This is a genomic window from Pedobacter sp. Leaf176, from assembly GCF_001424305.1.
GTDB lineage: Bacteria > Bacteroidota > Bacteroidia > Sphingobacteriales > Sphingobacteriaceae > Pedobacter.
This window is the reverse complement of record NZ_LMPD01000006.1, coordinates 302,490-327,375: the sequence shown is the minus strand read 5'-3', so window position 1 is coordinate 327,375 and position 24,886 is coordinate 302,490. Positions and strand designations below refer to the sequence as shown.

Genomic DNA, 24,886 nt, shown 5'->3' with positions numbered 1-24,886 from the left:
TTTGCAATAGCATTAGGATTCCCAATCACATATCTAGCGCAAGCGTCCCGCTTGTGCTTAACAAGAAAAGTATTAATAATTATTTTTAATAWTATACGTCACAAGCGGGACGCTTGCGCCAGAGCACTTTTATAGACCATATCTAGCGCAAGCGTCCCGCTTGTGYTTAACAARAAAAGTRTTAATAATTAGTTTTGATAATATACGTCACAAGCGGACGCTTGCGCCAGACTAGAACCAGACTAGATCAAATTGCTACTTAAAATTGATCTATAATTTTTATATTTAGATAATGAGTTCAAAATATAAAATCCGGGACCAGACAAAGTTATATTTTATCAGCTTTTCTGTGGTTCATTGGTTGGATGTATTTATAAGAAATGAATACAAAGATATCCTGGTCGATAATTTAAAATACTGCCAGCGGCAGAAGGGTTTGGAGATTTATGCTTGGTGTATTATGACCAGCCACGTTCACTTGATTATCGGTTCTAACGGTGAAAAAATGGAAGATATTATTAGAGATTTTAAAAGTTTCACATCAAAATGTTTAAGAAAATCGATAGCAGAAAATCCTGTTGAAAGCAGGAAGGAATGGTTGCTTTGGATGATGAAAAGAGCAGGTAGTAAAAACAGCAATAACGAAAACTTCCAATTTTGGCAGCAGAATAATCATCCTATCGAACTATGGGATAATTACATGATAGAACAAAAGCTTGATTACCTTCACAACAATCCGGTTGTCTCCGGAATCGTAGATGAACCAATGCATTATTTATATAGTAGCGCAAGAGATTACTCAGGTTTTAAAGGCCTGATTGATATTAAATTAATTACTTAGTTTTCAATCTAGCGCAAGCGTCCCGCTTGTGATAAAAAGGGCTAGCATGTTTTACATAACAAACGATACTTAGTTTTTTAAAAAAACTTAACCAGATCATAATTAGTTATTTTTTAAATGATAGTCACAAGCGGGACGCTTGCGCCAGAGTAGATTTATGCTTTCCACTCATCTAGCGCAAGCGTCCCGCTTGTGATAAAAAGGGCTAGTATATTTTACATAACGCACAATACTTAGTTTTTTAAAAAACTTAACCAGATCATAATAAGTTATTTTTTAAATGATAGTCACAAGCGGGACGCTTGCGCCAGAGGACTAAATCCATTAAAACTTACTTTCTCATCTAGCGCAAGCGTCCCGCTTGTGATAAAAAGGGCTGGCATATTTTACATAACACACGATACTTAGTTTTTAAAAAACTTAATCAGATCATAATTAGTTATTTTTTAAATGATAGTCACAAGCGGGACGCTTGCGCCAGAGTAGATTTATGCTTTCCACTCATCTAGCGCAAGCGTCCCGCTTGTTTAAATGATAGTCACAAGCGGGACGCTTGCGCCAGAGTAGATTTATGCTTTCCACTCATCTAGCGCAAGCGTCCCGCTTGTGATAAAAAGGGCTAGTATATTTTACATAACGCACAATACTTAGTTTTTTAAAAAACTTAACCAGATCATAATAAGTTATTTTTTAAATGATAGTTACAAGCGGGACGCTTGCGCCAGAGGACTAAATCCATTAAAACTTACTTTCTCATCTAGCGCAAGCGTCCCGCTTGTGATAAAAAGGGCTAGTATATTTTACATAACGCACAATACTTAGTTTTTTAAAAAACTTAAGCAGATCATAATTAGTTATTTTTTAAATGATAGTCACAAGCGAGACGCTTGCGCCAGAGTAGATTTATGCTTTCCACTCATCTAGCGCAAGCGTCTCGCTTGTGATAGAAAGGGCTGGCATATTTTACATAACACACCATACTTAGTTTTTAAAAAACTTAATCAGATCATAATTAGTTATTTTTTAAATAATAGTCGCAAGCGGGACGCTTGCGCCAGAGCAGATTTATACTTTCCACTCATCTAGCGCAAGCGTCCCGCTTGTGATAAAAAGGGCTAGCATATTTTACATAACACACGATACTTAGTTTTTAAAAAACTTAATCAGATCATAATTAGTTATTTTTTAAATAATAGTCACAAGGGGGACACTTGCGCCAGAGGACTAAATCCATTAAAACTTACTTTCTCCAGGCTAGGCTAACCATGCTAACATTACTCTTCCGTGAAGAACTCACTGCAATGCCCTTGTTTTCCTTGTCTGTTAGTGTAAAGCCTTCCAGCTCATCTGCCTTATCTGTGTCTATAACTTTTATCACTTCTTCACGGCCGCTGGCCACGGATTTATCTAAATCTAAAAAGGTAAGCCGCCACTTGCGGCCTTCAATTTGATTTTGGACCAATACCAGAATGCCTTTATCCTCGATAAAATGTAGGTTTTGCACCCACGGTGAGCAAGTGAACTTTTTGTAAAGTAATCCTGCTTCGCTTGTTTTGGTTGCTTTGGCAAGTTTGTCGGCATGATATAAACGAACTTCGTTTGCCTTATTTCCATAGTCGGCCGTTGCCATGAACCATTTTCCTTTGTGTTTTACGTATTCAGGTCGGGTACCCTGAATGCAGGCATCATCTTCTATGGTTTGCAATAAATTACCATCTAAAGTTTTGCTTTTTAGAAATCCCTGCCAGTCAATTGCATATATCATGGCTTTCCACAAGGTACCTTCGGCATTTTGGCGTACCGAATTTCCAATAAAGGTGGGCATACCTTTTATAAAGGCAATCCCGGTAGGGTGCTTAATTACATTTTCGCCTTTTATGGTAAAGCGGTATTCTTTGTTCTGATAGATTAATGAATCGTGTTCTAAAGCATATTCCCGCATTACGCCGACTTCCCGGTCGCCATATAGAAAATATTTTCCGTTTTGATGGGATATGCCCTGGCAGGCGCCTAAAGAATCGATTGTAAAGGTTTTTGTAATGTTTCCGGAGATGGGCTCGTAATTAAGTGTGCTTATGAGCAGCGCAGATAAGATTATTGTATTAAAGATTTTCATATTAAGGGTCTAGAGGTTCGTCAAAATCGATTTGTAATGACATACTGTTCGGAAAGAATTCGACTTCGGTATCGCTTAGCTTTTGCCCGATTTTGTAAGGGTAGTAGCCAAGTTCTTTTTTACAGCGTTCGGCAAGTACACCGGCGATGTATGGAATGGTCGATTTTGTGGTACTTATTAAACCGGGCTTATCCATCGGCATACCATAGCGGAAGATCAGGCGGACACAATTGCGCAGGTTTGTAGTGGTGTGCCTGGCATGCGGCTCCATGATTACCGCATTTTCGGGTACATGCAATGTGTTGACCATAAACTTTTTCATTTCATACGCTTCGTTGTATTTTGTTTTATACGGATGAACCCTACCGCCGGAAACTACAATAAAAGGTGCCATACCTTTAAAGTACTGAACAGCCGCAATTCGGCAGCGTATCATTCCACCGGCACTTAACTCGGTTTCCTTATCTTCCGGACCCGCACCGGGAACAAGGATTACACTGTATTTGAAATTGTTGAAATTGGTTTTTTTTAGCTGTGTAATTGCCGGTTGATTTTCGCCCGTCAGCAGCGGTTCAAAATCTGCCGCTTCTAACCGGCTATTCAACTCCAGGGCACCTAGAGCGAAATTCATGGAAGGCTCAAAGAATAGCTTTTCATTGCCATTGCTATTGAGCGTTAAATTCGAAGCAATAAGTTCGGTGAATTCTTTATCCTTCACGCTAAAAGCAATGGAATCTATTTTAGGGTAATTTGGTTTCTTGCCTTCCACATAAACACCTATGTCATAATTAACGGCCCTGGCATCCTGTTCCCAGGCTTTGGCCAGAATCTCTTTTTCCGGTAAATCGCGTAACAGGCCATAACAACCGGAAGGCAATAAATGAGTTTTCAAGGTTTTTCCAAAAGCGTTGTCTTGCTTATATAAAGCGACTAAGCGCTCCCTGATGGACTGAATTTCAGATTCGCTAAACTTTATCGCGCTTGCGTAACAGCTAATGTCCCTGCCACAGGTTTTCAATGCATTTGCTGCATTCGAGGTTTTATCCTTTAAAAGCTTTTGGAATACTTCATCATCCGCTACAGTCTTTCTTAAGTCGGGCAATTCCTGCATCAGCGTAAGCAGGTAATAATTTTTAGACTGGATATAAGGGTTGTAAGATTCCCCTTTCCCAACAACTAAATGGTAGGATGGAAGGGCTGTACGTTGTTGTGCTTTTGCCTGGAATAGAAACAGCCAGAGCAGCAGGAGTGAAACTGTTATTCTCATGAAATAAATTTTCGCAAGCTAGATAAGTTCCGTTAAGATAACATTAAAGCTACATTAAATTCTACCGGGCATAAACCAAGGTAATAGCCGTATTCACTGCAATAACCGGCTAATTACTCCAAAAGCTGATCACAGACTTAACACTCGCGATACATAGTGTTAAAAGTACACACCTAATTTTGGCGCAACGAAAATGCGGGCCTATGTAAATTTCCAAATACATTCTTGAACATTAAACCACAGATTATTCAACATTACTACTAACAATTAAAAGATGACATCATTTTTTTTCAATGCAGGTATTCAGCGTAGCTGTAGAAAATTACTTTTGCCGATTGGATTACTGGCAATTTGTAATACGCCGGTTCTGGCTTCAGGCCCTTACAGCAACGTAGCGGTCCTAAAAAACAAATTCGCTTTTACGGTGAGCGGTACTGTAACCGATGATAAACAGCAGCCACTTCCTGGAGTGAGCATTTATGATAAAAAGACAAAGAAAACGACAGTAACAGATGGTAACGGTAAATATTCCATTTCACTTGATGAAACGGCAACTTTAGTGTTTTCATTTATTGGTTACGATGCGCGGGAGGTTTCAGTTTCTGCAAGCAGAACGCTTAATATTATCCTTAAAGAAAGCAGCAATAACCTTGATGAAGTCGTTGCCATTGGTTACCAAAAAATAAGAAAATCTGATGTAACCGGTGCCATCAGCAGTGTTAAAGCCAGTGAAATGAACTTAACATCGCCAACGGTTGGTCAGGCTTTGGTAGGTAAGGTTGCTGGTGTGCAGGTTTCGCAAACGAGCGGTGCGCCTTATGCAGGTACCAAAATCAGGGTTCGCGGTATTGGCTCAATTAACGCGAGTTCCGATCCATTATACGTAATTGATGGTTATCCGGCAGGAAATAACGTAGCCATAAATCCGGAAGACATTGAAAGCATCGATATCCTGAAAGATGCGGCTTCGGCGGCAATTTATGGTTCAAGGGCATCGGGTGGGGTAGTTTTAATCACAACGAAAAGAGGTCAGGATGGCAAAGGCCGTTTTGAATATGATGTTCAGGGCGGTATCTCTCAGCTGGCGAAAAAAGTTAAATTGCTCGATGCAGACCAGTTTATTCAGTTGCTTATCGATGGCCGTAACAACGCTTATAAAGATTTATGGGTTAATTCAGGCAAAACCTGGAACGATGCGATGTTCGGCGACAACAATGCAACTCGTATTGCCAATGTTGGAAATGGAAGCAGTGTAAGCATCCCGACCGATTTATATAATTTTTCTACTCAACAGGCAATTCCCGCAAAATACAATACCGACTGGCAGGACGAGCTGTATAGAAATGCCGCATTTCAACGCCATAACCTTTCCTTTTCTGGCGGAAATAAAGACATGAAGTATTTTATGAGCGGGGGCTATCAGAACAACAATGGTATCGTAACCAACACGAATCAAAAAGTGATTAATTTCCGGGCAAATATCGATGGCAACGTGAGTGAGCGCTTACATGTTGGTGCAAATGTATCGTACACGCAAAACAACAACCGAGAGGTTCGCGAAGGCCGTTACGATTTAAGTCCGATGATGTCTGCCTTGATTTACCTTCCGTACTTACCTGCAAGAGATGCCAATGGCAATCCGATCCAATTTGGTATGGGCGCATTGTCATCCATATATGGTATTCAAAACCCAGAGAATCCGTTGGCAACGGTAGAGCAGTTGGAAATTTCCAGAAAGGGCGACAGAAGCACCTACAATGCAAACGCATCCTACAAAATTTTGGATGGTTTAAGCTTTAAAGCAAACCTGGGTATGCAGACTTTCAGTGAGAAATATGATTTCTACCTGCCTACGAGTTTAAGTAACGGAAATAACCCACCTTATTCTACGGCATCTCTGGCAGCAGCAACTGCCATTGCACAAAACTTAAAGCAGATAGATCAGCTTGCTGAGTTTACCTTAAACTACAACAAGACTTTTGGTAAACATAAAATTGATGTTTTGGGCGGTTATTCTGCACAAAAAACAACAAGTGATTTAATTCGTGTTTCTGCCAAGGGCTTTCAAAACGATAATATTGGTGAGATAACAGATAAGGGCGCTGATGCAAGTTTCTTTGCTTTAGACAACGCAGCTAAATCTGCCAATACCTTGCTTTCGTACTTTGGTCGTTTCAGCTACAATTATGCTGGTAAATATTTTTTAACGGGTTCATTTCGCCGTGATGGTTCATCCCGATTCGGACCTTTAAACAAATACGGTAACTTCCCATCTGTTGCAGCTGGCTGGAGTTTATCAGAAGAAGATTTCTACCACAATTTTCTTGGCGAACAGTCTACAGTTAAAATCAGGGCAAGCTGGGGTTTGAGTGGAAACAATAACATTCCAAATTACAGAACACAACAGGAAATGAGTGCGCCCGGTGGTGTCGTTTTCGGTAACGCCATTTCAACTGCAATCTGGCCAAATGCTATTCAGGATGGTAGTTTAGGCTGGGAATCTACATCTCAATACAACTTCGGTGCTGATATCGGTTTGTTCAGAAACAGGGTATCCGTTATTGCCAACTATTACCTGAGTTATTCTTATAACTTATTGTTCAATCAGTCTATCTCCGCTATTTCAGGCACTTCATCCATATTAACCAATCTGGCCGACAGTAAAATCCGCAACAAAGGTTTTGATGTTCAGGTGGATGGCAGAATTGTGCAGAAAGAGAATTTTACATTTGGTTTAAGCGGTAACATTGCAGTAAACCGTAATGAAGTGTTAAATATGGGCGGTGCAAGTACCATTTTGACCAATGGGGCGGAACGTTCATACCTGACACACATTACACAGGAAGGCCAGCCAGTAGGGATGTTCTACGGTTTCAAAGTACTCGGCCGTTTAACAGCGGATAATGTAGGTAAAGTAGCGCCTTCGGCATCTGCAACCAACCCGGCTAAGATTGGCGATTTGTATTTCCAGGATACGGATGGAAACGGCATTGTGAATGATGCAGATAAAACCGTTATCGGAACACCATATCCGAAATTCACTTATGGTTTTGCTTTAAACACCTCATATAAAACCATCGACTTAAGAGCGTCATTTAACGGCTCTTACGGCAACCAGGTTTTAGATGGACAGGATTACTACCTATACAATTTTGAAGGTTCGGGCAACCAGTATATGGATGTTGCCGATAGGTATAGAAACGAAGCAAATCCGGGCAGTGGTTTAAACTACCGCGCTTCCCGCGCAGGTACGCAAAGTAACAGCACGCGTTTATCGTCATTCTACATTCAGGACGGTACTTATTTCAGATGTACGAACATTACATTAGGTTATACTTTCCCTAAATCTTTAGCGAGTACACTTAAAGTAAGCAACGTTCGGGTGTATGCCAGTGTAGACAATGCATTTACCATCACCGATTATAAAGGCTATAACCCCGAGGTAGATTATAGCGGAGGTTCTAACTTAACACCTGGTGTTGATTACGGAAATTATCCTTTAGCGAGAACCTACAATCTTGGTGTTAAATTAACTTTCTAGAATTTACGAAAATGAAAAAATATATCTTAATTCCTGCTTTAAGCGTTGTTGTTGCTTTAAGCTCTTGTAAAAAAGAATTTCTGCAGCAAACCAATCCCAATGCTATCATTGTTGAGAATTACTTCAAATCAGAAAACGACGTATTGCTTGCGGTAAACGGTGCTTATCAATCGTTAAGAAGCAGCAATACAATGGGCGAAAACAGCGGCTTATTCACGGATGAGCGTTCGGATGATGCCGGCCGTAACGATAACCAGAGTAATGCGGGAGAGCCATTTCAGTTTAATGATTTCTCGCTCCTGCCAAGTAATTCTTATTTAAAATCGCACTGGCTTGCACTTTATCAATCCATAACCAGAAGTAATGTGATACTTTCCAATATCGACAAGGTTACTTTTACAACACCTGCAAATAAAGCCACATACAGTGCAGAGGCAAAATTCATCAGGGCAATTATGTATTTTGAACTGGTAAGAAAATGGGGCGCTGTGCCTTTAGTAACGAAGCAGCTTCTAACAACCGACGAGGTAACAGCAAGTACATTCAGGGTTCCGGAAGCTGATGTATATGCCCAGATTGTTGCCGATTTAAAAGATGCTTTGAACAGCGGTTTGCCAAATTTCCAACCTGTTGCTGGTATCGGCCGTACTTCTAAAGCGGCTATTAACGCTTATTTAGGCAAGGTTTATTTAACTATGGCTGCCACGCTTCCTGCTGGTAAAGCAGAAAACCTGGCTAGTGCAAATACGTATTTAATGGCAGCATATAACATGCGTGGTTTCGGTAATTTATCTGAAATCCCTTATGCTGATGTTTTTGATGTGGCTAAGAAAACGACTTGTAAAGAGTTAATTTTCCAGATTTCTTATAAACAAGGGGATATCAATTACAGTTCGAGCATTGCAGCGAACAACCAGGCAAGGGGAGAATCTATTAATTCATTAAAGGTTTCTACCGGTATTGGCGGTAATGTTAAAACGGATTTAATTAATGAATACGAAACTGGCGATCTACGTAAAGACTTTTCGGTAAAATATGCAAACGACGCAAACGTTAAAGATTGGTTCATTACCAAATTCCGCGACGCGAGCACGACTGCCACAGTAAACGGTTATGGTGGCAACGATTGGATTATGATGCGTTATGCTGATGTGATTTTAATGCTCGCTGAAGTTGCCAACCTCCAGGGAAATGATGCCGTTGCCGCACAATACCTGGATATGGTTAGGGCCAGGGCAGGCCGTCCGCTCTACGCAGTCGCTAAAACTGATCCGGTTTATGCCGCTAATTTTCCAACGATGAAACTGGCTATATTGCATGAAAGGCGCGTTGAACTTGCTTTTGAACACCACAGGTGGTTCGATTTAATCCGGAATTTTACGGCTTCAGAATTGGTTAGCTACTTAAAGGCAAAGCCACAGGCAACATATGGCATTGCAAAACTGTCTAACGTAACCACAAAGGATCGCTATTTTCCGATTCCTTTTGATGAAGTGAAATTAGACCCGGCTAAAATGTATCAAAATCCTGGTTATTAAATTGAATTCTTAATCCCTATCTTATAATATGGTGGCTGGTTGTCAGTCACCATTTTTTGTAAACCCCTTTATTTTATAAAAATGAATCAATTAATAAAGAAAACCCTTATCTTTTTAGTTTTCGCTACAGCTTCATTTTCCCTAAAAGCGCAAAACCCGGATAAAAAGCTAGCTGCAGTTTTTAACAGGAACAATAAGGAAATTTTAGTTGCGGCGCATCGCGGCGATTGGAGAAATGCCCCTGAAAATTCCTTGAAAGCACTTTTAAACAGCATTGAAAAGGGCTTTGATGTAATGGAGCTGGATGTAAAGATGACCAGAGACAGTCAGATGGTGGTGATGCACGACAACACCATCGACAGAACAACAAATGCTAAAGGAAAGGTTAGTGATTATACCCTTGATGAAATCCTTAAGTTCAAATTAAAAAATGGTTTGGGCAGGGTGACCCCGCATGGCATTCCAACCATGAAAGAAATGATGCTGGCAGCGAAAGGTAAAATCATCATCAACGTAGATAAAGGTAACGACCACCTTAAAGAAGTTTTTAAAGTACTTGAAGAAACAGGTACATTAAATCAATCGATTGTTAACGTGGGCGATAATATCGATTATGCCAAACTAAAAAGTGCTGAGCGTATTCCGGAACAAGCTTACCTTATGGTGGTGGTTGATATGAAAAGAGCTGATGCAGCAGCTGTTACAAGCAGTTATCTGCCAAATAAACGAAGCATTATTCAGCCTATTTTCAGTAGCGACACTTTAGAAAATCTAAAGACGATTCCAGAAATTGCAAAGAAACAGGTCGTTTGGCTGAACAGTTTGTGGCCATCTTTAAACGGCGGACATGATGATGATAAGGCAGTTGAAGAAAACCTGAAACAGGAAAGCTGGGGTTGGTTAATCGCAAAAAAACCGTCCATATTACAAACGGACAGGCCAGCTGAATTATTACTTTATTTAAAGCAAGCTGGATTCCACGCAAAGTAGCTTACTATTTATCGAATTTAGCTTTAATAAGCAAATGGCTGTTTGCGCTCTTTCAACCACCATGTGTTTGATTTTACCTATCGGTAAATCACAGAAGAGGCTGTGTCAAATTAAAATTTAGCTTTAAAGTCACAATTTATTTCGTTTCCCCCTTCATTCTCGAGCAGGCGGGAAACTTAAAGCGCTTTGCAATAGCATTAGGATTATTCATAAGTTTTCCTTTCTTCAAAGGCATTCATGAGCAATCGTGGTTCCCAATTAAATTGAGAATGACGACTTATCAGGTTCCCGTCATTCTCGCGCAGGCGGGAAACTTAAAGCGCTTTGCAATAGCATTAGGGTTATTCATAGGTTTTCCTTTCTTCAAAGGCATTCATGAGCAATCGTGGTTCCCAATTAAATTGGGAATGACGACTTATCAGGTTCCCGTCATTCTCGCGCAGGCGGGAATCTTAAAGCGCTTTGCAATAGCAATAGGATTCCCAATTAAATCTCCGAGTTAGCCTGAATCTTTTTGATACAGGCGCTTTCTTCCTTCTGTCTTAACATTAACTTAACCTGTACACGCTTTCTTTGCGAAAAATTGTTTCGCATGGTCAAATCTGTTGTTGCTTTATTGATATTATTTATTTTAGCTTATAACGCTCATCCTCAGGAAAAAGAGTTACAGGTTTTCTCAGAGCAGCAATCGAAAAATCCAGTCGAATCACTGGTCGATTTAAAAATAATATATGCCAAAGCAATCGAAAGTAATAATGCGGTTTTAGAGGGCGAATGTTTGCGGCAGATGGGGAAGGTATGTTACCATCAGGGACATTTTAGTCAGGGATTAGATTTCTTTTTAAAGGCAGACAAGATCTTTAGTAACAACAACAGGTCCTTATCAATCGCGGCAAATCTGTGCGATATTGGCGTACTGTATTACTACATCAAGCAGCCAGATAAAGCGATGAAAAATTACGCGCTGGCATTGAACATTTATAAGAAACAAAATGACTTAAAAGGGCAGGCCACGGTTTTTGGACATATCGGTCAGCTTTACGAAAAACGGCAACAATATGACAGCGCATTTTATTATCAAAACCTGGCCTTAAAAGTAAATGAAAGTACTAAAGATGTTAACGGGGCAGCTAAAATTTATGAGAATCTGGGAAGTATTTATGAAGATTTGGAAAAGTATGATCTTGCTGCTCAGCACTTTAAAAAATCACTTTACCTGTACCAAAAATCTCATAATGAATCTGGTAGTATTGAGGTAATTAATAACCTTGGTGATATTTTACGCAAAACCGGGAAATACAGGGAAAGCATTACTGAGACACAGCATGCGATGCAACTTGCAGAAAGGTTAGGCAATATATACCAGTTGGCCTCTTGCTGTAGAGACTTAGGCAAGGCCTACGAACTCATGAATCAAATGGATAGTGCCTATCACTATGTTAAATTAGGCTATAAATACACTATCGATTTGTATTCTGAAGATGGCGCCAGGCAAGTTGCATTTTTGCAGGTGCTTTATGATATCAATAAAAAATCAGACGAGATTAGTAAACTACAAAATGATAGAAAAGTCAATCGCATTATTGCATTTTCTGCCACCATTGTCGTGTTGCTAACTGTTGTTTTAGGATTTGTTATGTTTAGCAGACAACGTTTCAAGCTTAGAGACCAGCAAATGTTAGCTAAACAAAAAGATATTGAACACGATTTAACCAGTTTAGCGCTTAAGAACCTGAAACTTGAAGAGCAAAACCTAAAGCAGCAACTGGAAGTTAAAAGCCGCGAGTTATCCACTCATACGCTAAACCTGATTAAAAACAACCAATTTCTCGAGAAACTCCGCAATACCTTGCAGGCCATGGTAAAGGATGATAAGCGTGACCAGAAAAAGCAAATGAACCAGATGCTGACTGAAATTAATCAAAGTTTTAACCACGAACGAAACTGGAAAGAATTTACCCTGGCTTTTGAGCAGGTGCATCATCAGTTTTTAGAGCAGCTCAAAAAATTCAGTAACGAACTCACTTCTGCAGACATGCGCTTAATTGCGCTGCTAAAAATGAACCTTGATTCAGCAGACATTTCTACTTTACTCGGTATATCAACAGACAGTTTAAGGGTATCCCGATACCGTTTACGAAAAAAGCTGAATTTGACTCAGGGCGATAATTTATCCGCGTTTATTCAGGCGCTTTGAGCGTTACATCCCGATCGCTGAAATCAGGTATTCTTCTTGTTTATACTACTTAACAATTTATTAATGTAACGGTAATAAAAGCATAACGGCGTTTTTAAATTGTATTAAGTTGTTGATAATTAAATGATTAATAAATCTTGTTGCTTTTTCATATATGCCTTTTGTAACGGTGCTGCCTTTATGTAACTCCGATAATTTCCTGGTGTGATTTGGTGTATACACCTTTGCTGAGTCGAAAATAAAAAGACATTACCAAACGAAATGAATAAACTCTTACAAATTCTGTTTTTTCTTGTTTTTTGTGCAGGCACAGCCAATGCTACAAAAATAAAGGGCCATGTGTACGATAAGCAAACAGGTGAAGCCATCGTGGGCGCTACAGTAATATTGGAAAATCCCAGGCGGGTAACCAATACCGGACTTGATGGAACTTTTGAGTTCAAAGGCTTATCAGCAGGTTCAGCTAAAATCAGTGTAAGTTATGTCACATACAAAACCGTTACAAAGGCTTTCACGATTGAAAAAGAAGATAATGAACACCTCAAATTCTACATGGAAAGCGATTCTAAAAACCTTGATGATGTAATGATTAAATCAAACATTGTAGGTTCTACCGACCAGGGTGCCCGTCGCTTAGAAAAGAATGCAACTCAAATCATGAATATCGTATCGGGAAGGGCAATCGAGATTTCCCCCGATTTAACCGTGGCAAATGTGATGCAACGTATATCTGGTGTTTCCATAGAGCGTAACAGCAACGGCGACGGACAATATGCGATACTTAGAGGGATGGACAAACGCTATAATTATACTCTTGTTAATGGTGTTAAGATTCCTAGCCCGGATAACAAATACCGTTACGTTCCGCTGGATCTATTTCCCTCAGATTTATTAGACAGACTTGAAGTGTATAAAACACTTACGCCTAACCTGGAAGGAGATGCAATTGGTGGCGGAATTAATATGGTGATGAAAAATGCACCAGGTAAATTCCAGGTAAACGCAAATCTATCTTCAGGCTATAGCCAGCTGTTTATCGATAGAAAATTTGGCAGCTATAATTCATCTGACATTCAATACAAATCGCCCTATGAGTTAAATGGGAAAAATTACAATGCCACTCAGAACGATTTTACGAAAGGGACATTAGATTATAAATATAAGAACCCGGCACCGAATTTAATCGGAAGTTTATCTTTAAGCCAGCGGTTTTTAGATAATAAGCTGGGCGTTGTTTTGGCAGGCACTTATCAAAATACGTACCGTGGCAGCAACAGTACTTTCTACAACACGGCCGTAAATGGTACAGATGCTTATTCGGTCATCACCAGCAAAATAGACAGAACATTTTCCGAACAACAGGAGCGTACCGGATTGCATGGTAAGGTGGATTACGTATTTAACAGAAATCATCAGTTGAGCCTTTACAATGTATATGTAAATCTAAAAAACGAGCAGCTTAGAGAAGGTGTAACGACAACCTTTAACGGCGTTTATAATCCAACTGCAGGAAATGCAGAATTGGTTTACAATACCCGGAGTCGCTTAACGGAGCAGCAAATTTACAACAGCACCTTACATGGCGACCATAAGTTTTTTGATGAAAAATTCAAGGTGCAATGGTCGGCGGTGTATTCATCGGCTAAGAATGATGTGCCGGAGAATACCAGCATCAGCTTAAACGGCACTCAGCAGAATTTTCAAAGCCGGCGTTTGAGCCTGGTGAATACCAATCCGGTTACCCATAGATGGGAGCGCAATACCGATGAGGATTTGGCAGGATATTTAGATTTTAGCTACCGTTTTACGTTGGGTGAGCACAAACTGGACCTGATGGCTGGAGGTTTGTATCGTGATAAGCAAAGAAGCAGTTTTTTTAACAACTACAATCTTGCACCAATTGCTGCAGATGCCAGTAAAATTTATGGTGTAGATTACCAGAATTATACCGATTTAAACTTAGTGGTAAGCAACCCCACTGGTGCAGTAGCCAATTCTTTGACTTATGATGCAACAGAAAAAATTACGGCAGGCTATGGCATGTTTAAATACATATCGCTTAAACTGGAAGTGATTGGTGGTGCAAGGATAGAACATACAAATCAGGGTTATAATTTACTTTTTCCTGCCGGAGAGGCTTTTCCAAAAGGGCAGCAGGTGTATACCGATATATTGCCGAGTTTAACCGCTAAATACTTTTTAACGGATAAAGCACAATTACACGCTTCTTACTATAAAGCACTTAACCGTCCTGGTTTTTATGAAATCGTGCCAGGAAAGGTGGTAAATGAAGAGTTTCAGGAACGAGGCAATCCAAACTTGAAGCGCGCTTTGGCTGATAACTTCGATCTACGCTATGAGCTTTTTCCTGGCGCATCTGAACAGCTTTTAGTGGGCGCATTTTATAAGAGAATTAAAAACCCTATTGAATATACTTTCCAGGCAGACGCCACACGTGGTCAAGATATTTATTACAGCCCTGGAAACTTTGGTATAGCCAATAACTATGGTGCAGAGGTAGATTATATTAAATATTTCAGCAAAATTGGTGTAAAAGCAAACTACACTTATACCCATTCCAGAATTACTACGCCAAAAACGACAAGAACGATTAATCCAACAACTGGTGACATACAGGCATTATCAGTCGATCAGGAGCGCCCACTTTATGGCCAGTCGGAACACATTGCAAATGTCTCCTTGTTATTTAAGGATACTAAAAAGGGTTGGGACCTGCAAGTCGCAGGCGCTTATACAGGTCCGCGTATCAATACCGTTTCTCAATTCCTGAATAATGATTTATGGCAGGAGGGTTTTATCCAAATGGATGCTTCGGCAGAGAAAAGATTCAAGGGTGGCATTAGTGTTTTCCTAAAAGCGAACAATATTTTAAATACGCCAACAAAATTATTCATTAAAGGCACCAATCCGGAAAATAATAAAATCAACGAGGAATTGGTGGAGGACGGGCATACTTTGGTTAGGAATGATTATTACGGTCAGGGTTATCTGATCGGCTTTAGATATAAGTTTAATTAATTGAAATTTTAAGAGAAAAGATATGAAATCGAAACAGATTTTTAAACTGTTAACCCTTGCGCTACTGGCGCTAGCAGGATGCGAAAAAGCCAACATCGATGTGGATACCACAGTGGTTGATGGTTCCGCCATTGGCGAGGTTTCAGGGGTTTGGGCCAAGGGTAGCACACAGGTAATCAAGGGCGATATCGTTATTCCTGAAGGTAAAACATTGACCATTGAGGAGGGCGTTACGGTATTGATGGATACGGTGGCAAAACCGGAGATTATTGTAAAAGGCAACTTATATGCATTAGGTACTGCAGATAATCCGATTAAATTTACGGTGAATGAGTTTTACAAAACTGCCCAAAAGAAATTTGGCAAGTTATGGGGAGGCATACTGGCCGGGCCTACCTGCGAAGAACTGGTATTAGACCATGCGATTATCGAGTATGCCGGATCAACAACATCAGATGCATCAACATCGGTTAAAATGGGACTTTATAAAGCCGTTGCAGGCGAGAACCTTCCGGCGCTTTGGTTCGCTAATGCTAAAGGTAAACTGGTGGTTCAAAGTACCATATTCAGAAACCTCCAGGAAGACTGTACCTACATAGAAGGTGGAAAGATCATCTTTGCCAATAACGTGTTCTACACCACAGGTGTTAGCGGAGGCGAAGCAATGAATTTTAAATCCGGGTGTTTGGCCGATATCGCTTATAACCTTATTTATAGCACCAACACAAATGCCTTAAAATTATCTAATACGGGAGATAAAACGCCACAGACCTACATCATTGCTTATAACAATACCATGGTAAATACAGGCTGGAGAAGACCAACAGCAAAAGGCGGATCGGTTTGGTTGGAAAGTACAGTACGTGCTGATTTGTACAACAACCTTTTTGCCAATACGCGCTTTGGAATAAAAAGAGACCCGAAAAAGCCAGAAGACAGCCGTTCTGCTTATAGCAACAACTGGTATTATGGCTATGATCAGCTTACCGTTAATCAGTTTCAACCAGGCAAAAACGATGTAATCGGTGGTAAGGACGACGTAATCAGCATAACTGCCGGTGCTAATGATCCAAAGTTTGTAAATTACCCGGTAAACACAGCGGTAAGTAATGCTGATTTTAATACATCATGGGATTTCCATTTGCAAGGTAATTCTCCTGCTTTGGGCAAAGGCATTACCAACTTTACACGTCATCATGCAGCAGGACTTACAATGAAAAATGGTATCACATACAACTCGCCGGCACCAGCTACTTTTGTTGGCGCTTATGGTACTAAAATTTAATATGAAAAATAGGAGTTTATTAAACATTGTAGCTTTTACATTTTTGAGTCTGAGCTTTTCCTGCAATGGTATTGCACAAAAACAAGATGCTGCAGCGATAAAGCCGCTATACATTTCTGATCCGGTTGATTTTGATACAGATGATCCTGCAATTTGGGTTAACCCAGCTGACCCGTCGAAATCGCTGGTTATTGGTACGGACAAAGATACCAATGGCGGTTTATATGTTTTTGACTTGAAAGGAAAAGCCATTCCATCAAAAACCATCAAAGGACTAAAAAGACCTGATAATGTCGACATTGCTTACGGTTTGATGCTGAATGGTAAAAAGACAGACATCGCCGTGACTACAGAGCGCTATACCCATAAACTTCGGATTTATTCCCTACCGGATATGAAACCTTTAGATAAGGGTGGAATTCCGGTATTTGTCGGCGAAACGGGGGCAGAATTCAGAGATTTAATGGGCATTTCAATGTACACTGATCCGAAGGGGAAAATCTATGCGATTGTTGGTCGTAAGACAGGGCCAAAAGATGGCAATTACCTTTGGCAATATCAGTTAAAGGATGATGGCAATGGAAATATCAAAGCACATTTGGTCAGGAAATTTGGAAAATATAGTGGCAGGAAAGAAATAGAGGCCATCGCCGTTGATAACGAACTGGGCTTTGTTTATTACTGTGATGAGCAGTTCGGTGTACGCAAATATTACGCTGATCCAGCCAAAGGGAATCAGGAACTTTCCTTATTTGGACAAGGAGACTTTGCAGTAGACAATGAGGGCATAGCCATTTATAAGACAGCTGGAAATAATGGCTATGTTTTGGTTTCCGATCAAGGTGCCAGACAATTGAAAGTGTACAGCAGAACGGGTAAAACAGGCGTAGCAAATCAGCATCCATTATTGGCTACGATAAAGTATTCGGCGAACCAGACCGATGGTATTGATGTAGTCTCCATACCTTTAAATTCAGATTTTAAACACGGATTGCTCGTTGCGATGAGTGATGATAAAACCTTCCATTTTTACCGCTGGGAAGATATTGCCAGTAAGGAATTGACGGTTAATCCGTAATTATCAAAGCTAAAAAACCTTGAGTTAAAGCAGGCGGTACAAGTGTACCGCCTGCTTTGTTTCGTAAATCGTTTTATTTTTATCAGTTGAATTAATTCGCGGGCAGGTAGTATTGTTTCAAATGAAGGGGTTGTGTTGGGATGGATGGCCCACTCGACGTAAAAACCACATCTGCTTCGACTATCCATCTTTCTGGCAGACCATTTCCGGCAGGCAATCGTCTGCCAGTGATTTTACCATCAACAGGCACCATGGAAATCGAAAAGCAAGTGGGGCAGTTGTTCTGGTATTTTACCCTGCCTTCCAGGAAATCTTCTTTTGTAAGGCTGAAGCTATCGCCAATCATTGGTGCCATCATATAAAGGGAAAAAGCCGAATAGCTAACGCTTGTATGTGCCCAGAAAACCCGGTACTGGCCCTTGGTCAATAATAGTTTAATGCCATCCATGCCGGAGTTATCGGCATAAAAAAAATTGCAGGTTGATCCGGTAGGGCATACCGTCAGATTGTCTTCATTCGGAAGAATTGCTTCGGCTGCAGTTTCTTTTTTACAGCCGCTAAGCGAGAATAAAAGCAAGATAAATAGTGAATAAGCATTTTTCATAATTGAGTTTATTGCTTATACGCCAGGATCAGATTAAACGCTACCTGCTTCTTATTAAGAATATGTTAAGTTTTAGCTGGGTTCAAGTAGCTGCCTGTACCTGACTGTACAATCCATATCGATTAATTTTTTGATAACGCATCAAACACAGGGTTTAACCATAGATTTTTTTCTTTTGATAAACTTCTGCCTAATCGGTTAATCAGAATCAAATGTTAAAATAAGTTAATGCTAGGTTTATATAAGCACGATAGCTTTGCCCCATTCTAAGGAACCAAGGAAACAAAATGAAACGGTTTATACCGGTAACTAATTAACATTAAATAATGAAAAAACCTTTACTGCTAATGCAGAAGTTTGTGCTATATAGTTTCGTAGCGGCAATTCTGACGGGTGGACTCAGTGTACCATCCATGGCCGCGGTGAATTTACAAGATCCGCCATCTGCCAACAAAATTCAGGAATCAGGAACAATCAGTGGTAAAGTCGTTGATGAAAAAGGCGATCCGCTACCTGGTGCAAGTATTGTGATTAAAGAATTAAACAAGATTGTGCAAAGTAATCCAGATGGAACATTCAAAGTAGATGTTCCGGCAGGAACCTATAATGTACAGGTGAGCTTTATTTCTTATACTACAGTCGTTCTGGGTAAAATCGTTGTAAAACGTTCCGAAAACACCCCTTTAAATGTCACTTTAAAAGGAGAAACCGGAAGCTTAAATGAGGTCCTTGTTGTCGGTTTTGGCACTCAAAAACGCGAGAATGCTACAGGTTCTGTAGATCAGATTACATCAAAAAGTCTTGAAAACAGGCCAATTACAAATTTAACACAAGGACTTCAGGGTTTAATTCCGAACCTCAATCTTAAAATGATGGACGGTAAGCCAACGCAGTCTCCCAGATACAACATCCGTGGTACTACTTCTATTGGCCAGGGGGGAAGTGCACTTATATTGATTGATGGTTTTGAAGGCGACCCATCGCTTTTAAATCCAAATGACGTGGAAAGTGTTACGATATTAAAAGATGCTGCATCTGCGGCAATTTATGGTGCCAGAGGTGTGTTCGGCGTGGTTTTAATCACGACTAAAAAAGCAGAAAAGGGTAGAACCAGTATTTCATATTCGTCTAATTATGCCATAAAAAATCCATTACAGGTACCGGATTTTGTTACTGACGGTTACACCTGGGCAAAAATGTTTTCCGAAGCTTTCGTAAATGGAGATGGTGCTTTCCCTCAAAATGCTAACAAAACACAAAAGTTTTCCCAAGCCTATCTCGATGAATTTAAAAGGCGTGTGGAATCGGGCCAACCATACAGTCAAATAGAAGTTAACCCAACCACAGGTGAATATACTTATTACGGCAGCACCGACTATTACTCGGAACTGTATAAGAAACATACCGCTGCAACAGAAAATAACCTCTCCGTAAGCGGAGGCAGCGACAAGGCTTCGTTCCTGGTATCGGGTAGGTACTTAAACCAGGATGGACTTTTCAAATACAATAGCGATGATTACGATATGAAAAACATTCGTGCACGTGGTTCAATACAGGTATTTCCGTGGTTAAGCATCGAAAATAATGCAGATTATTCAGTTATGAATTATCACAATCCAATAAATGTTGGTGAGGGTGGTGGCATCTGGAGAAATATTGCTGACGAAGGAAAACCAACTATGCCAATTTTCAATCCAGATGGTTCTCTAACTTTTGCTGCCGCTTATACCGTTGGCGATTTCATTTATGGAAAGAATGGCATTGATACGCGTCGTCAGGTTTTTAGAAACATAACCGGGTTGAGAACAAACTTCTTCAACAATAAATTCAGGGTCAATGCCGATTTTACCTTCCGTAATACGAACAATAATATTGAACAAAGAAGAGTGCAAGTACCTTACAGCAACACCAGGGGTGTTACAGCATATGTGGGTACAACGACAAACGATTTGCTGTTTGACCAGCGTGAAACACAATATCTGGCAACCAACATCTACGCCGAATATGAAAACCGTTTTGGAACCGACCATTATTTAAAGGCAATGGCTGGTTATAACTACGAGCAATCGACTTACAATCGCATTGCCGTACAGCGAAACGGAATTATTTTTGAAGATGCTACCGATTTAAACCTTGCATTAGGTCAATCAATTGCTACTGGCGGCGGTTATGAGCAATGGGCGATTCTTGGCGGGTTTTCCAGGTTAAATTACGCTTTTAAAGATCGCTATCTCTTGGAGGTAAATGCGCGCTATGATGGGTCTTCGAAATTCCCTGCAAACCAACGCTATGGATTTTTTCCTTCAGTTTCCGCGGGATGGAGAATCAATAAAGAATCGTTCTGGAATGTCTCAGATAAGTTAATCTCCGATTTCAAGTTGAGGGGTTCTTATGGTTCTTTAGGAAATGGTAACATCGCCTCCTATGCATTTCAGGAAATTTTCAACATCAGCCAATCTGGCGTTATATTAAATGGTGTAAGGCCGCAAACGACAAGAATTCCTGCCGTACTGCCTGATGGCTTAACCTGGGAAACTTCGACGACGAGCAATTTTGGTTTGGATTTGACCATGCTTTCAGGACGCCTTAGTTTTACCGGTGATGCTTATGTCCGCAAAACAACTGATATGTTTACATTCGGATTGACGCCACCGGCCGTGTTTGGTGCGGATGTACCAAAAGGAAATTATGCTGATTTGACAACTCGTGGATGGGAAGTTTCATTGAGCTGGAATGATAAAATTGGTCAGTCAGAAAAACCTTTCAGGTATAATGTTAGGTTAACACTTTCTGACAACAAAACTAAGATCGATAAATACAACAATCCAGACAAATTACTGAATGATTATTATGAAGGGCAAACATTAGGTGAAATCTGGGGCTATGAAACCGAAGGTTTTTTTATTGATGATGCCGATATTGCATCACATGCCAAGCAAGATCCGCAAATGAGAGCATCCCCAACAGGGAAATGGTTCCCGGGAGATATCAAGTTGAAAGATTTAAACGGCGATGGGTTTATCAACGTAGGCGAAAATAAAGTTGAAAAATCGGGCGATAGAAAAATCATCGGAAATTCTGCCCCAAGGTATCTATATGGTGTAAATTTAGGTGCAGACTGGCATAACTGGTCTTTTTCAGTTTTCTTCCAGGGCGTTGGTAAACAGCAATGGTATCCGAGCACCGAAACGGAAATGTTTTGGGGGCAATACAACAGGCCTTATAACAACATTCCGACTTTCCATTTAGGTAACATGTGGACACCTGAAAATACAGATGCCTATTTCCCCAGAACAATGTCGAGAGCGGCTTCAAGTAATACCAACCGTACCCTTGGTGTGGCACAAACGCGCTACCTACAAAATGTGGCTTACCTCAGGTTAAAAAACCTCCAGGTAGGTTACAATCTCCCTACCAAATGGATAAACCGTATCGGTATGCGAAGCGCTAAGGTATTTTTCTCAGGTGAAAACTTGTTTACTTATTCACCAATGTACAAAATTGTGAAAAATACAATTGATGTGGAAAATGCGGTTCCATCTGATCAGGATTTAAATTCTGGCAGCACAAATGGCGATGGGTATAATTACCCTTTGATGAAAAGCTATTCATTCGGTGTGAATATTGGATTTTAAATATTGAAAAGAATCAAAATGAAAAAACTATATATAGGGCTTGGCTTAGCTTGTTTAAGCTTTGCCGCTTGTAAAAAATTAGATCAGAAGCCAGAATCTACAGCAACAAAAAGTGCTGTTTTTGGTACGGAGAACGGACTTAAACTTTATACAAATTCTTTCTATGGAATGGATTTTCTTCCGAAGAATTCTACCAGTCAGGATGCAATGTCTGATTATTTAGCCGTAAAAGCTGTACCCGATTTTATACGTGCAGGTGGCTTTGCAGCGAATAACAGTTCTGGATGGACCTGGAGGGATTTAAGAAACATCAACTACTTTATAGAAAACTGTAATGATCCGGCTGTTCCGGTAGCTGTTCGCAATAACTATTTAGGCATTGCCAGATATTTCCGTGCCTATTTTTATATGGAGAAAGTTAAGCGTTTCGGCGATGTACCTTGGATCGGAAAGCCTTTGGATATCGATGATCCGGCTTTAAACGCTGGCAGAGATAAAAGAGAATTAGTGATGGATTCGGTTCTTGCAGATATCAATTTTGCATGTGCAAATATCAGTAGTACAAACGATCCGAGCCGAACTACCATTACAAAATGGGTTGCTTACGCTTATAAATCCAGGTTGTGTCTTTTTGAGGGTACTTTCAGGAAATACCATACAGATTTAAATCTTTCGGGAACCGCAAATAAATGGCTTGACGATGCAGCATCAGCTGCCAATGAGATTATAACAAAAGGCGGTTACGCTTTGAATACAGCAGGCGGCCCCGGCCTGTCTTACCGCCAGGTTTTTACCAGCAATACGCCTGTTGCAAATGAAGTTTTACAATCGGCAGTAGCCGATTTAAACCTAGGCGTGCTGAATGAGGCTAATTGGTGGTGGACAAGCGGAACTTATGGAGCAAAAGCGAGTTTCACCCGCACATTTATAAATACCTACCTGAAATTGGATGGCACACCGTTTACCAATGATCCTGCTTACAGAACCATGTTATTTAAAGATGAAGTTAAAAACCGTGATTTAAGACTTAAGCAAACCATCCGCTTAGGAGATTATAAGCGCATAAGCAGCGGTCAACAAGTACCTGCACCACCCGTGTTCTCTTATACCTTTACAGGTTATCAGCCTATAAAATGGACTTTGGACGATACCTACTACGATGCCGGTGCTTTAAATACAAATGCGGTTTCCTTATTTCGTTATGCCGAAGTATTGTTAAATTATGCTGAAGCTAAAGCTGAATTGGGAACCTTTACCGATGCCGACTGGGTATTAACCATCGGGGCACTTCGGGCGAGGGCAGGTATCACCGGAGGATTAACGGCAAAACCAACTGTAGCAGATACGTATCTGGTTGCAAATTATTTTCCGGGAATTTCTGATGCCTCATTGCTTGAAATCAGAAGAGAAAGAGGTATTGAGTTAAGTTTGGAAGGCTTACGTTTTTCTGATCTGTTGAGATGGAAACGAGGTCCGTTAATGGAGCAGGAATGGAATGGTTTTTATGTTCCTGCATTGATTACACCAATGGATTTAAATGAAGACGGCATTTTGGATGTTGCTTTCTATCAGGGCACACGCCCGACACCGGCGGTTGCAGGTGTAACATATATCGATGTATCGGCCAATTCAGGTACGGCGGTAAATTCTCAGCTTTTGAAAAACGGAAGTTCTGGCGAACTCACCTGGATGAGAGAAATACCACGAAAATGGAATGAACGCAACTATTATTACCCGATTCCGCTTGCAGATCTCCAACGTAACCCGAACCTGAAACAAAATAAAGGCTGGGAATAATTAATCAATAAATACAGAATATGAAAATAAGAATAATGGTTGTCGCAGTACTGTTTGTATTTGCTTCTTTCAAACTTAGCGCACAACAGATCACAGTCGGAACTTTTAACATTCGCTTTGATAATCCACGCGATTCAGGAAATCTTTGGGTTGATCGGGCACCGGTGGTTGCAAACTTAATTCGTTTCCATGGTTTTGATGTTCTTGGAATTCAGGAAGGTTTGAAAAACCAGCTTAATGATATCAGCAACGCATTGCCAGAATATTCAAGGTATGGAAAAGGTCGTGATGATGGAAAAGAAGCCGGAGAACACTCCGCAATATTTTTCAGAAAAGATAGATTTAAGCTTGTAAAAAGTGGTGATTTTTGGTTGTCTGAAACACCTGATGTACCCGGAAAAGGGTGGGATGCGACCTGTTGCAATAGGATTTGCAGTTGGGTTTATCTCGAAGATGTAAAATCCAAAAAGCAATTCTATGTCTTCAACGTACATTACGATCATCAGGGTTTTGTTGCCCGTCGGGAAAGCAGTAAACTTATTCTGAAGAAAATTAATGAAATCGCCGGCACAAATCCTGTTTTATTGACAGGCGATTTTAACGGCGGCAGAGACAGTGAATGGTATAAAACGATAGCCACCTCTGAGGTACTGGCCGATGTTAACGGAAAGGTTAAATTTCCATACGCGAATAATTCCTCATCAAATGGTTTCAGAACGCCGAGAGGGCAATCGGTAATTGACCATATTTTTATGAGCAAACAATTCACCGCTTCCAGATGGGGGATTTTAACAGATACTTATTTCGGCAAATTTCCTTCTGACCATTTTCCTGTATTGGCTGAAGTTGAATTGAAGTGATTTTCAGTTATTAATTCATATTAAATAGAGTAAACGCTTCCCGAATATTCGGGAAGCGTTTATGTTTCTAAGCTCAAAAGAACAGCGTATTGTGTCGT

Annotated in this window: 14 protein-coding genes; 11 read left to right on the top strand and 3 right to left on the bottom strand. The window is 40.3% G+C overall.

From position 1 onward, the window contains the following. The first annotated feature begins 292 nt into the window (after window positions 1-292). Window positions 293-841, top strand: a complete 549-nt coding sequence (locus ASF92_RS17475) for a transposase (protein ID WP_056096234.1) — start codon at window positions 293-295, stop codon at window positions 839-841. 1,240 nt (window positions 842-2,081) lie between these two features. Here ASF92_RS17475 and ASF92_RS17470 read toward each other — a convergent pair. Next, entirely contained in the window at window positions 2,082-2,957 is an 876-nt protein-coding gene (locus ASF92_RS17470) for a hypothetical protein (RefSeq protein ID WP_056096230.1), read from the bottom strand. 1 nt (window position 2,958) lies between these two features. Beyond that, window positions 2,959-4,224, bottom strand: coding sequence for a YdcF family protein (locus ASF92_RS17465; RefSeq protein WP_082489605.1), 1,266 nt, complete (start codon window positions 4,222-4,224; stop codon window positions 2,959-2,961). Window positions 4,225-4,498: 274 nt separating this feature from the next. Here ASF92_RS17465 and ASF92_RS17460 point away from each other — a divergent pair, with 274 nt between their 5' ends. The 7 genes from ASF92_RS17460 (at window position 4,499) to ASF92_RS17425 (ending at window position 17,892) form a co-directional block, all read left to right on the top strand. Beyond that, complete coding sequence (locus tag ASF92_RS17460) at window positions 4,499-7,765, top strand: TonB-dependent receptor (protein ID WP_056096227.1); 3,267 nt, start codon at window positions 4,499-4,501, stop codon at window positions 7,763-7,765. Between the two features lie 11 nt (window positions 7,766-7,776). Further along, window positions 7,777-9,303 carry a RagB/SusD family nutrient uptake outer membrane protein gene (locus ASF92_RS17455; protein ID WP_056096225.1) on the top strand — a complete coding sequence of 509 codons (1,527 nt, stop codon included), beginning with the start codon at window positions 7,777-7,779 and terminating at the stop codon, window positions 9,301-9,303. Between the two features lie 81 nt (window positions 9,304-9,384). Continuing rightward, entirely contained in the window at window positions 9,385-10,293 is a 909-nt protein-coding gene (locus ASF92_RS17450) for a glycerophosphodiester phosphodiesterase family protein (protein WP_056096222.1), read from the top strand. 592 nt (window positions 10,294-10,885) lie between these two features. Next, window positions 10,886-12,490: a tetratricopeptide repeat protein gene (locus ASF92_RS17440; protein WP_056096216.1), complete on the top strand. Its 1,605-nt coding sequence runs from the start codon at window positions 10,886-10,888 to the stop codon at window positions 12,488-12,490. Window positions 12,491-12,751: 261 nt separating this feature from the next. Continuing rightward, window positions 12,752-15,529 carry a TonB-dependent receptor gene (locus tag ASF92_RS17435; protein ID WP_056096213.1) on the top strand — a complete coding sequence of 926 codons (2,778 nt, stop codon included), beginning with the start codon at window positions 12,752-12,754 and terminating at the stop codon, window positions 15,527-15,529. Window positions 15,530-15,551: 22 nt separating this feature from the next. Then, on the top strand, window positions 15,552-16,814 hold the full coding sequence (locus ASF92_RS17430) for a hypothetical protein (protein ID WP_056096210.1): 1,263 nt from the start codon (window positions 15,552-15,554) through the stop codon (window positions 16,812-16,814). Window position 16,815: 1 nt separating this feature from the next. Continuing rightward, on the top strand, window positions 16,816-17,892 hold the full coding sequence (locus ASF92_RS17425; protein ID WP_056097123.1) for a phytase: 1,077 nt from the start codon (window positions 16,816-16,818) through the stop codon (window positions 17,890-17,892). 91 nt (window positions 17,893-17,983) lie between these two features. Here ASF92_RS17425 and ASF92_RS17420 read toward each other — a convergent pair whose 3' ends face one another. After that, on the bottom strand, window positions 17,984-18,496 hold the full coding sequence (locus ASF92_RS17420; RefSeq protein WP_056096207.1) for a hypothetical protein: 513 nt from the start codon (window positions 18,494-18,496) through the stop codon (window positions 17,984-17,986). Between the two features lie 326 nt (window positions 18,497-18,822). On the opposite strand from ASF92_RS17420, the gene ASF92_RS17415 reads away from it, so the two are divergent. From ASF92_RS17415 to ASF92_RS17405, 3 genes are read left to right on the top strand one after another with little or no spacing between them, the layout of a single operon-like run. After that, window positions 18,823-22,131, top strand: coding sequence for a TonB-dependent receptor (locus ASF92_RS17415; protein WP_231729854.1), 3,309 nt, complete (start codon window positions 18,823-18,825; stop codon window positions 22,129-22,131). 18 nt (window positions 22,132-22,149) lie between these two features. Next, entirely contained in the window at window positions 22,150-23,928 is a 1,779-nt protein-coding gene (locus ASF92_RS17410; protein ID WP_056096203.1) for a RagB/SusD family nutrient uptake outer membrane protein, read from the top strand. 20 nt (window positions 23,929-23,948) lie between these two features. Further along, the gene (locus ASF92_RS17405) at window positions 23,949-24,788 is read left to right on the top strand and encodes an endonuclease/exonuclease/phosphatase family protein (RefSeq protein WP_056096200.1); all 840 of its coding nucleotides are present in this window, start codon (window positions 23,949-23,951) and stop codon (window positions 24,786-24,788) included. The last annotated feature ends 98 nt before the right edge of the window (window positions 24,789-24,886 follow it).